We start from the raw sequence: 8,401 nt of genomic DNA, 5'->3' as shown, positions 1-8,401 counted from the left end.
GCCCGCACCCCCAGGCGCCGGCGTCAGGTAAGACGACCCGTAACGGGTGGCGTGTGGGTGGGGGCAACCCCGCGCCGAAGGCGCGGGCGGCGCCGGTCGCCGACCGCGAACCGCCCCGCTACACCGGCCAGTACGTGGTGCGCCAAGCCGACGCCCCCGCCCGCGGCACCCTGCGGTGGAGGAGTGAGCGTGGGGACGCCCACTCGTCCGTGGGTCGCGCGGGCGCCGGTGCGGGGGGGCCGGAGGCCGCGCGGACCTGGACGACCGCCAGGGCGGCCGCGAGCTCCTCGGGGGTCGGGTTGCCGCGTACGACGCGGAAGGTCTCGTCACTCATGGCCGTACGCCTCCTTACAGCGGGATGTTGCCGTGCTTCTTCGGCGGGAGCTGCTCACGCTTGTTGCGCAGCACGCGCAGGCCCTTGACGACCTGCCGCCGCGTCTCCGACGGCATGATCACCGCGTCGACGTAACCGCGCTCCGCCGCCGCGTACGGGTTGAGGAGCGTGTCCTCGTAGTCCGCGATGAGCTCCTGCCGCTTCGCCTCCTGCGCCGCCGGGTCCTCGATCGCGGCGAGCGTGCGGCGGTGCAGGATGTTGACCGCGCCCTGGGCGCCCATGACGGCGATCTGGGCGGTCGGCCAGGCGAGGTTGAGGTCGGCGCCGAGGTGCTTGGAGCCCATCACGTCGTACGCGCCGCCGAACGCCTTGCGCGTGATGACGGTGATCAGCGGCACCGTGGCCTCGGCGTACGCGTAGATCAGCTTCGCACCGCGGCGGATGATGCCGTCGTACTCCTGGTCCGTACCGGGGAGGAAGCCGGGGACGTCCACGAAGGTGAGGACGGGGATGTTGAAGGCGTCGCAGGTGCGGACGAACCGGGCCGCCTTCTCGGAGGCGTTGATGTCGAGGCAGCCCGCGAACTGCATCGGCTGGTTGGCGACGACGCCCACGGGGTGGCCCTCGACGCGGCCGAAGCCGGTGACGATGTTCGGCGCGAACAGCGACTGCGTCTCCAGGAACTCCCCGTCGTCCAGCACGTGCTCGATGGCGGTGTGCATGTCGTACGGCTGGTTCGCGGAGTCCGGGATCAGGGTGTCGAGCTCGCGGTCGCCGTCCGTGACCTCGAGATCCGACTCCTCGGGGTACGCGGGGGCGTCGCTGAGGTTGTTCGACGGGAGGTAGGAGAGCAGCGCCTTGACGTACTCGAAGGCGTCCTTCTCGTCGCCGGCCATGTGGTGGGCCACGCCCGAGACGGTGTTGTGGGTGCGGGCGCCGCCCAGCTCCTCGAAGCCGACGTCCTCGCCGGTGACGGTCTTGATGACGTCGGGGCCGGTGATGAACATGTGCGAGGTCTGGTCGACCATGACCGTGAAGTCGGTGATGGCGGGGGAGTAGACCGCGCCGCCGGCGCAGGGGCCCACGATCAGGGAGATCTGCGGGACCACGCCGGAGGCGTGCACGTTCCGCCGGAAGATCTCCGCGAACAGGCCGAGCGCGACCACGCCCTCCTGGATCCGCGCGCCGCCGCCGTCGTTGATGCCGATGATCGGGCAGCCGGTCTTCATCGCGAAGTCCATGGCCTTGACGATCTTCTCGCCGTAGACCTCGCCGAGGGAGCCGCCGAAGACGGTGAAGTCCTGCGAGTAGACGACGACGGGGCGCCCGTCGACGGTGCCGTACCCGGTCACGACGCCGTCGCCGTACGGGCGGTTCTTCTCGATGCCGAAGTTCGTCGAGCGGTGCCGGGCGAACTCGTCCAGCTCGGTGAAGGACCCCTCGTCCAGCAGCAGGTCCACCCGCTCACGCGCGGTCAGCTTGCCCTTGGCGTGCTGCTTCTCCACGGCCCGCGCGGACCCGGCGTGCACCGCCTCGTCGGTCCGCCGCCGCAGATCGGCGAGCTTCCCGGCCGTCGTATGGACGTCGACGGTCGCGTCTTCCTGGCCCTGCGGCTCTGACATGGGATGCAGCTCCTGTGCGCTCGTCTGTGGGGGTGGCTACTCATACGTAGGGTAGCCGCGCGGGAACGCCCTGAACGTGCGGCGTTGGCCACATCGGGGGGTGGCGCAGTGGCGGTTGCCGGGGGGCTCGCTTGGGTAGAGGCGCGGTTTGCCTGAAGGGTTGCCGGAAGGTCTCCGGAAAGCGGAAGCGAGCGGGGTCGATCGCTTCCCGGTCGCGGGCTGTTGCCCGGCTCCACCTGTCGTGGACACTCCTGTACGACAGCGGGGCGGGCGTTGCAGGAGGAGCGGGTCGGTGGGCGGGGCGGCCGCGGAGGCCTTGCTGGTGCGGCTTCGAAGACAGGGGCTGCTGCTGGCGCTGCTCGGGCCCGTCATGGTGGTGGGCGGTCGGCCGTCGCTTGTCCGCCGCGACCGGACCTCATGGTGTTGCGCGTGCCAGCGAGCGGCAGGCTCCTCGTCGTCGCGAGGCCGATGTTGCGTGCGCACCGGACGCGGAACTGGCCCGTCGGCTGCGGGACCGTGTGGTGGCGTCCCGGCCCCGGCGGGCGGGGCGGCGTCCTGGCCCTGCCCGGGGCCGTGGCGATGGCGTGGGCGCGGCCGGTCCACTGGCCGCCCGCCCAGCGCCCCGCACTGCGGTCCGCGGAGCGGGCGGGGCTGCGCGAGGCGCCGGATGCCGCGCAGCCGGGGGGCGGGGTCGTCAGGCCCGGGGTGCGCCGGCAGCGGCGGCCCCTCTTCCGATGGCTGGCCCTGGTCGGGCTGGCGGCCCTGGGACTCGGCATCGCCGGATGGGCGGCCTCCCAGGACGACAGGCCGCTGAACCTCTACGTCGTCCACGACGACGGCGACGGCACATGTGAGGTCGAGGCCCCCCGGCCGGGTACGGACCGGTGGTTGCACGCGGTCGTGGGCTGCCCTGCCGACCGGGATACCCGCACGGGGTCGAGAGTCGCCGGATGGGAGGTGTCGTACTGGCCCTTCAAGGGCGACATCTACGACGCGGACGGGCGCGGTACGGCGGCCGACGTCGTCGTCGCCTGGCTGGCCGTCGGCGGCCTTCTGCTACTCGTCGGCGGCGTGCTGGGCGGGGGAGCGGGTCGGGTGGCGCGGAGGCGTACGCCGGGCACGCCCGTCATCCCTGTCCACCGCCAAGTCCGCGATGAGGTCGTGTCCTTGCAGAAGGACCTCGTGGTGCGGTCGGCGGAGGATGAGGGCCCCGGGAGACCGCCGGCCTGCGCGTCACTGGCCGAGGCCGCGGAGCGCCAGGCCTGTCCGGGCAGTCGCCGGGCCGTACGCCCCGGGCCCGACGTCCGCAGCGTGCCCTGGTGGCGGGTGCCGGGCCTGCAGCGGATCTCCCAGTTGCGCGGCGCGCTGGGCGCGGGCAGTGGGGCCGCCGTGCCGCTGACGCTCTGGGCTCTGTGGTCCGACGTCGCCGGGGCCGCCCCGCTCGTCCTGGGTGTGCTCAACGCCGCCGCAGCGCTGCTCGCGGCGTTCCGCGCGTACGTCGGCGGCGGGATCCGCGTCGCCCGCATGCTTGCCCGGGCCGCTCGTGCGCCCGTCCCCGTGCCGAGGCGCTACGTGCTGCTGCCCGGCGACAGCCCGGAGGACGCGCTGCTGCTGCTCTTCGCGGCGCACGGCAGTGCCGACGACCCGCCCGAGGAGTTCCTCGTGCTGGTCGCCCCGCGAACGTCCGTCGACAAGGAGACGAAGGCCAGGATCCCGATCGGTCTCCCCGCCCCGACCGGCGAGGCCCAGCTGCACGGCTGGGTCGACGCCGACCCGATCGTCGTCCCGTGGATCGACGGCCGCCCGTACTGGCCGCTGTGTCCACTGACGCCTCTCTCCCGGGAGGACGACGACCCGCTGCTGCGCCGGCTGCACGCCCTGGCGGACTGGGGTCGGCCCGGCGCACCCCACCGCACGGACGGTTGACCGGCTCCGCCCCGGCTGAGACCGGCAACCGCGCGCCGTGCGGTGAGGGTGCGTGCCGGGCGTCGCGGCGCAGACGCGAGTGTGAAACCAGGCCCTAGGCTGGTTGCCATGACTGGCAACCGATGGTCCGACCTCGACCGCCCGCCTCTCAACGCCGACGCGCTGCGCCATGCGCTGCTGCGGCCGGGAGGGCTGTGGACCGCCGTCGACGTCGTGGAGGCGACCGGGTCCACCAACAGCGACCTGGTCGAGCGGGCCGCCGCCGGTGCGGACGAGGGGGCTGTGCTCGTCGCCGAGGAGCAGACCGCCGGGCGCGGGCGGCTGGAGCGCAGCTGGACCGCGCCCGCCCGGTCGGGGCTGTTCTTCTCCGTGCTGCTGCGTCCCGGCGCCGGGGTGCCCGTCGAGCGCTGGGGCTGGCTGCCGCTGCTCGCCGGTGTCGCTGCGGCGACCGCGCTCGCCCGGTCCGCGGGCGTCGACACCGGCCTGAAGTGGCCGAACGACCTCCTCGTCACCGTCAAGGGCGAGGAGCGCAAGGCCGGCGGCATCCTCGCCGAGCGGGCCGGCGCCGACGGCTCCGCCGTCGTCCTCGGCATGGGCATCAACGTCACCCTCCACGAGGACGAGCTGCCCGTGCCCACCGCCGGCTCCCTCGTCCTGGCGGGCGCCCGGGGCACCGACCGCGACCCCCTGCTCCGCGCCCTGCTGCGCTCGCTGGAGCAGTGGTACGGCGACTGGCGCCGGGCCGGCGGTGACGCCGCGGCCAGCGGACTGCTGCCGGCGTACGCCGCGGGCTGCGCGACCCTCGGCCGTACCGTACGCGCCGAACTGCCCGGCGGAGCGCAGGTCTCCGGCGAGGCCGTGGCGGTCGACGGCGACGGCCGGCTGGTGCTCGCGACCGCCGACGGCGTGCAGCAGCCGGTCGGCGCGGGCGACATCGTTCACCTGCGGTAACCGCCGCGGCGGTGTCCCGCGGCAGAGTCACCGCCGGAGCGAAGTGAGCTGGCCCACACTTCCCGTATCGTGGGGTCGGCGGGCCCAGGCACGACAGAGGAACGGAAGGGCAGTGCGCGGCGAACGGACAGGGGTGGGGCGGTGAGCGTCGACGACCGGACGTCCGGCGTGCCCGCGCCCGGACAGGACCCGCAGGACGCGCAGGATCCGCCCGCGGACCAGGGCGACGCCCCTGACGACGACGGCCAGGACGCGGCCCGGCTCGAACAGCTGATCCTGGGCTCCGAGCGCCAGTACACGCCCTTCCAGGCCGCCCGCGCGGCCGGTGTGCCCATGGAGCTGGCGTCGCGCTTCTGGCGCGCGATGGGCTTCGCCGACATCGGCCAGGCGAAGGCCCTCACCGAGGCGGACGTCCTCGCCCTGCGCCGGCTGGCGGGTCTGGTCGAGGCCGGGCTGCTCAGCGAGGCCATGGCCGTCCAGGTCGCCCGCTCCACCGGGCAGACCACGGCGCGGCTCGCCGACTGGCAGATCGACTCCTTCCTGGAGGGCCTCACCGAGCCCCAGGAGCCGGGCATGACCCGGATGGACATGACGTATCCGCTGGTCGAGCTGCTGCTGCCGGAGCTGGAGGAGTTCATCGTCTACGTCTGGAGGCGCCAGCTCGCCGCCGCCACCGGACGCGTGATCAGCGCCGCCGACGATACGGAGATGGTCGACCGGCGCTGGGCCGTCGCCTTCGCGGACCTCGTCGGCTTCACCCGGCTCACCCGCCGGCTGGAGGAGGAGGAACTCGGCGAGCTGGTCGAGGCGTTCGAGACCACAGCCGCGGACCTGGTCGCCGCGCACGGCGGCCGGCTGATCAAGACCCTGGGCGACGAGGTCCTCTTCGCCGCGGAGGATGCGGGCACGGCCGCCGAGATCGGGCTGCGGCTCATCGAGACCATGGCGAACGACGAGACGATGCCCGAGCTGCGCGTCGGGATCGCGTTCGGCGCCGTGACGACCCGGATGGGTGACGTCTTCGGTACGACGGTGAACCTCGCCTCGCGGCTCACGTCGATAGCGCCGAAGGACTCCGTGCTGGTGGACGGGGACTTCGCGGAGGAGCTGATCAGCGAGGGCGACGCGCCCGCCTCGGAGGCGGAGGCCGCCCTCGCGGCGAAGGCCGCGCAGAACGAGGGGCGCGAGCCCCCGTCGTACCGCTTCGGGCTGCAGCCCATGTGGCAGCGGCCGGTGCGGGGGCTGGGCGTGGTGTCGCCGTGGATGCTGTCGCGGCGGAGCGAGCAGCCGTAGCGGCGGAGCGAGCAGCGGTATGGGCGGAGCGATCAGCCCCAGCGGCTCGGCCTCACACCCCCGGCCAGTCCGGCTTGCGCTTCTCGTTGAAGGCCGCCACGCCCTCCGCGCGGTCGCCGGAGAACGCCGTCGTACGCCAGGCCGCGTCCTCCAGGTCCAGGCCGGCGGGCAGGTCCTTGCCGTGACCGAGGCGCATGGCCCGCTTGGCGGAGCGGACGCCGACGGGGGAGTTGGCGGCGATGCGCTGTGCGAGGTCGAGGGCGGCGGTCCGGTCCTCGCCGGCCGGCACCAGCTCGTCGACCAGGCCGAGGTCGCGGGCCTCCGCGGCCTCGACCCGGCGGCCGGTGAAGATCAGCTCCGCGGCGCGGGCGGCGCCGACACGGCGCGGGAGGAGCTGCGTACCGCCGCCGCCCGGGATCACGCCGACGGTCACCTCGGGCAGGCCGACGACCGCGGTGGCGTCCGCCACGATCAGATCGCAGGACAGGGCGATCTCGAAGCCCCCGCCGAGCGCGAAGCCGTGTACGGCGGCGATCGCCGGCATCGGCAGCTCCAGCACGCCCGTGTACGCGGCGCGGGTCTGCGGGCGCTGGCGGCGCAGGTCGTCGTCGGTGAAGGAGTTGCGCTCCTTCAGGTCCGCGCCGACGCAGAAGGCGCGCTCACTCGTCGAGGTGAGGACGACGGCCCGGACGTCCGGATCGGCGGCGAGCGCGTCGGTGGCGGCGGCGAGGGAGCGGGCCATGTCGGTGGACACGGCGTTCATCGCCTTGGGGCGGTCCAGCCGCAGCTCGGCGACGTGTCCGTGGTGGACGACGGCCACGAACTCGCCGTAACGGACTTCGTCGGTCATGGGGGGCCTCCGCGGCGACGGGTCGGGGGTTAACGGTCGCTAACCTAATCGCTGGGGGTGGGTTTGGCCAGGGGCTCCGGCCCGGCGGGGGCGTCCGCGCCGGTCCCGGGCCGGTGTGTGCCGGGCGCCCGGGCGCACCCGGAGCGCCTGCGCGCCGCGGGCCGCCCGCCGCATTCCGTCCGGTTGCGCACCGGGCGGCCCAATACAGTCGGTTGATCAGGCCAAACCAGGGCAGACCTCCCTACCCTGGAATCCGTGCATCCGGAAACGAGGCTTGGCCGTATGGCGGAGATGGCGCAGGCGATGGCCGCCGCGAACGGCCCGCAGGACACCGTGCGGGCCGCCGCGGAGGGGGCCCGGCGCGCCCTGGAGGGCAGTTTCGCCGCCGTGTCGGTGTGGGAGCGGGAGCGTGGACGCCTCCGGGTGCTGGTGAACGCCGGGGAGCTGGCGCCGGGGGAGGAGGAGTTCCCCGAGGACGAGTCGTATCCCGTGCACGACTATCCCGAGATCGCCGAGTTCCTGGGCGGCGGCACCCCGCCCCGCCCGCACCGCGCCTGGGTGGCCGTGGCCGAGGACCCGCTCGCGCGCGGCACCGCCCTGCGGCGCAGGCGGCGCGGCTGCTGTGTGGTGGCGCCGATCGTCGTCCACGACCGCGCCTGGGGCGAGCTGTACGTCGCCCGCCCGGCGCACCTGCCGGTCTTCGGCCCGGAGGAGACGGCGTACGCGACCGCCCTGGCCAGTGTGATCGCCGCCGGGGTCGCGCAGAACGAGCGGCTGGAGGAGGCCCGCCGGCTCGCCTTCACCGACCCGCTCACCGGCCTCGCCAACCGCCGGGCCGTGGACCTGCGGCTGGACGAGGCGCTGCACGAGCACCGGGCCAGGGGCACGGTCGTCAGCCTCGCCGTCTGCGATCTGAACGGCCTCAAGCAGGTGAACGACTCCCTCGGCCACGCCTCCGGCGACCGTCTGCTGGAACGTTTCGGCTCGCTTCTCTCCCTCTACGGCGCGAGCCTTCCCGGCGCCCTCGCCGCCCGTCTCGGGGGCGACGAGTTCTGCCTGCTGGCCGTCGGCCCGACGGCCGACGAGTTCGTCGGCGCGGCCGAGGAGCTGTGCGTCCGGGCCGCCGAGCTGGACCTGGGGCGCGGGGTGAGCTGCGGCATCGCCTCCACCGGGGATCCGATCGGTGCCGTGCGCACCGCCCGCCGGCTGTTCCGGCTGGCGGACGCGGCCCAGTACCGGGCCAAGGCGGCGCTGGCCGGCCGGCCCGTCGTCGCGGGCCGTGACGAGGCCGTGGTGCGGCTCGCCGACGAGCACGGCGACGAGGGTGGACCGGCCTCCGGCGAGCGGCGGCGGTTCCGCTCGCGACGGGCGCCGGCGCGGGGTGGGGCGAGACCCGATGATGACAGCACTCGATTCACTCTCTAA

7 protein-coding genes are annotated in these 8,401 nt (G+C 74.2%); 4 read left to right on the top strand and 3 right to left on the bottom strand.

What is annotated here, in order from left to right:
- Positions 1–118: 118 nt before the first annotated feature.
- Together AB0M28_RS29525 and AB0M28_RS29520 are read right to left on the bottom strand one after the other, a co-directional pair.
- On the bottom strand, positions 119–334 hold the full coding sequence (locus tag AB0M28_RS29525; protein WP_365411596.1) for an acyl-CoA carboxylase subunit epsilon: 216 nt from the start codon (positions 332–334) through the stop codon (positions 119–121).
- Between the two features lie 14 nt (positions 335–348).
- Positions 349–1,956 (bottom strand): acyl-CoA carboxylase subunit beta, encoded by a 1,608-nt coding sequence (locus AB0M28_RS29520; RefSeq protein ID WP_365411594.1) that lies wholly within the window; start codon positions 1,954–1,956, stop codon positions 349–351.
- Positions 1,957–2,385: 429 nt separating this feature from the next.
- Here AB0M28_RS29520 and AB0M28_RS29515 point away from each other — a divergent pair, with 429 nt between their 5' ends.
- From AB0M28_RS29515 to AB0M28_RS29505, 3 genes are all read left to right on the top strand, one after another.
- Complete coding sequence (locus AB0M28_RS29515; RefSeq protein WP_365411591.1) at positions 2,386–3,882, top strand: hypothetical protein; 1,497 nt, start codon at positions 2,386–2,388, stop codon at positions 3,880–3,882.
- 108 nt (positions 3,883–3,990) lie between these two features.
- Positions 3,991–4,833 carry a biotin--[acetyl-CoA-carboxylase] ligase gene (locus AB0M28_RS29510; RefSeq protein ID WP_365411588.1) on the top strand — a complete coding sequence of 281 codons (843 nt, stop codon included), beginning with the start codon at positions 3,991–3,993 and terminating at the stop codon, positions 4,831–4,833.
- A 141-nt stretch (positions 4,834–4,974) separates the two neighbouring features.
- Entirely contained in the window at positions 4,975–6,126 is a 1,152-nt protein-coding gene (locus AB0M28_RS29505; protein WP_365411585.1) for an adenylate/guanylate cyclase domain-containing protein, read from the top strand.
- 52 nt (positions 6,127–6,178) lie between these two features.
- Here the strand turns inward: AB0M28_RS29505 and AB0M28_RS29500 are convergent, their stop codons facing one another.
- Positions 6,179–6,976 (bottom strand): enoyl-CoA hydratase-related protein, encoded by a 798-nt coding sequence (locus AB0M28_RS29500; protein ID WP_365411582.1) that lies wholly within the window; start codon positions 6,974–6,976, stop codon positions 6,179–6,181.
- Between the two features lie 282 nt (positions 6,977–7,258).
- Here AB0M28_RS29500 and AB0M28_RS29495 point away from each other — a divergent pair, with 282 nt between their 5' ends.
- On the top strand, positions 7,259–8,401 hold the full coding sequence (locus tag AB0M28_RS29495; RefSeq protein ID WP_365411579.1) for a sensor domain-containing diguanylate cyclase: 1,143 nt from the start codon (positions 7,259–7,261) through the stop codon (positions 8,399–8,401).

Origin of the sequence: Streptomyces sp. NPDC051940, from assembly GCF_040680895.1 — a bacterium.
Classification (GTDB): domain Bacteria; phylum Actinomycetota; class Actinomycetes; order Streptomycetales; family Streptomycetaceae; genus Streptomyces.
The sequence above is the reverse complement of the archived record's forward strand: the minus strand, read 5'-3'. Positions and strand labels throughout refer to the sequence as shown.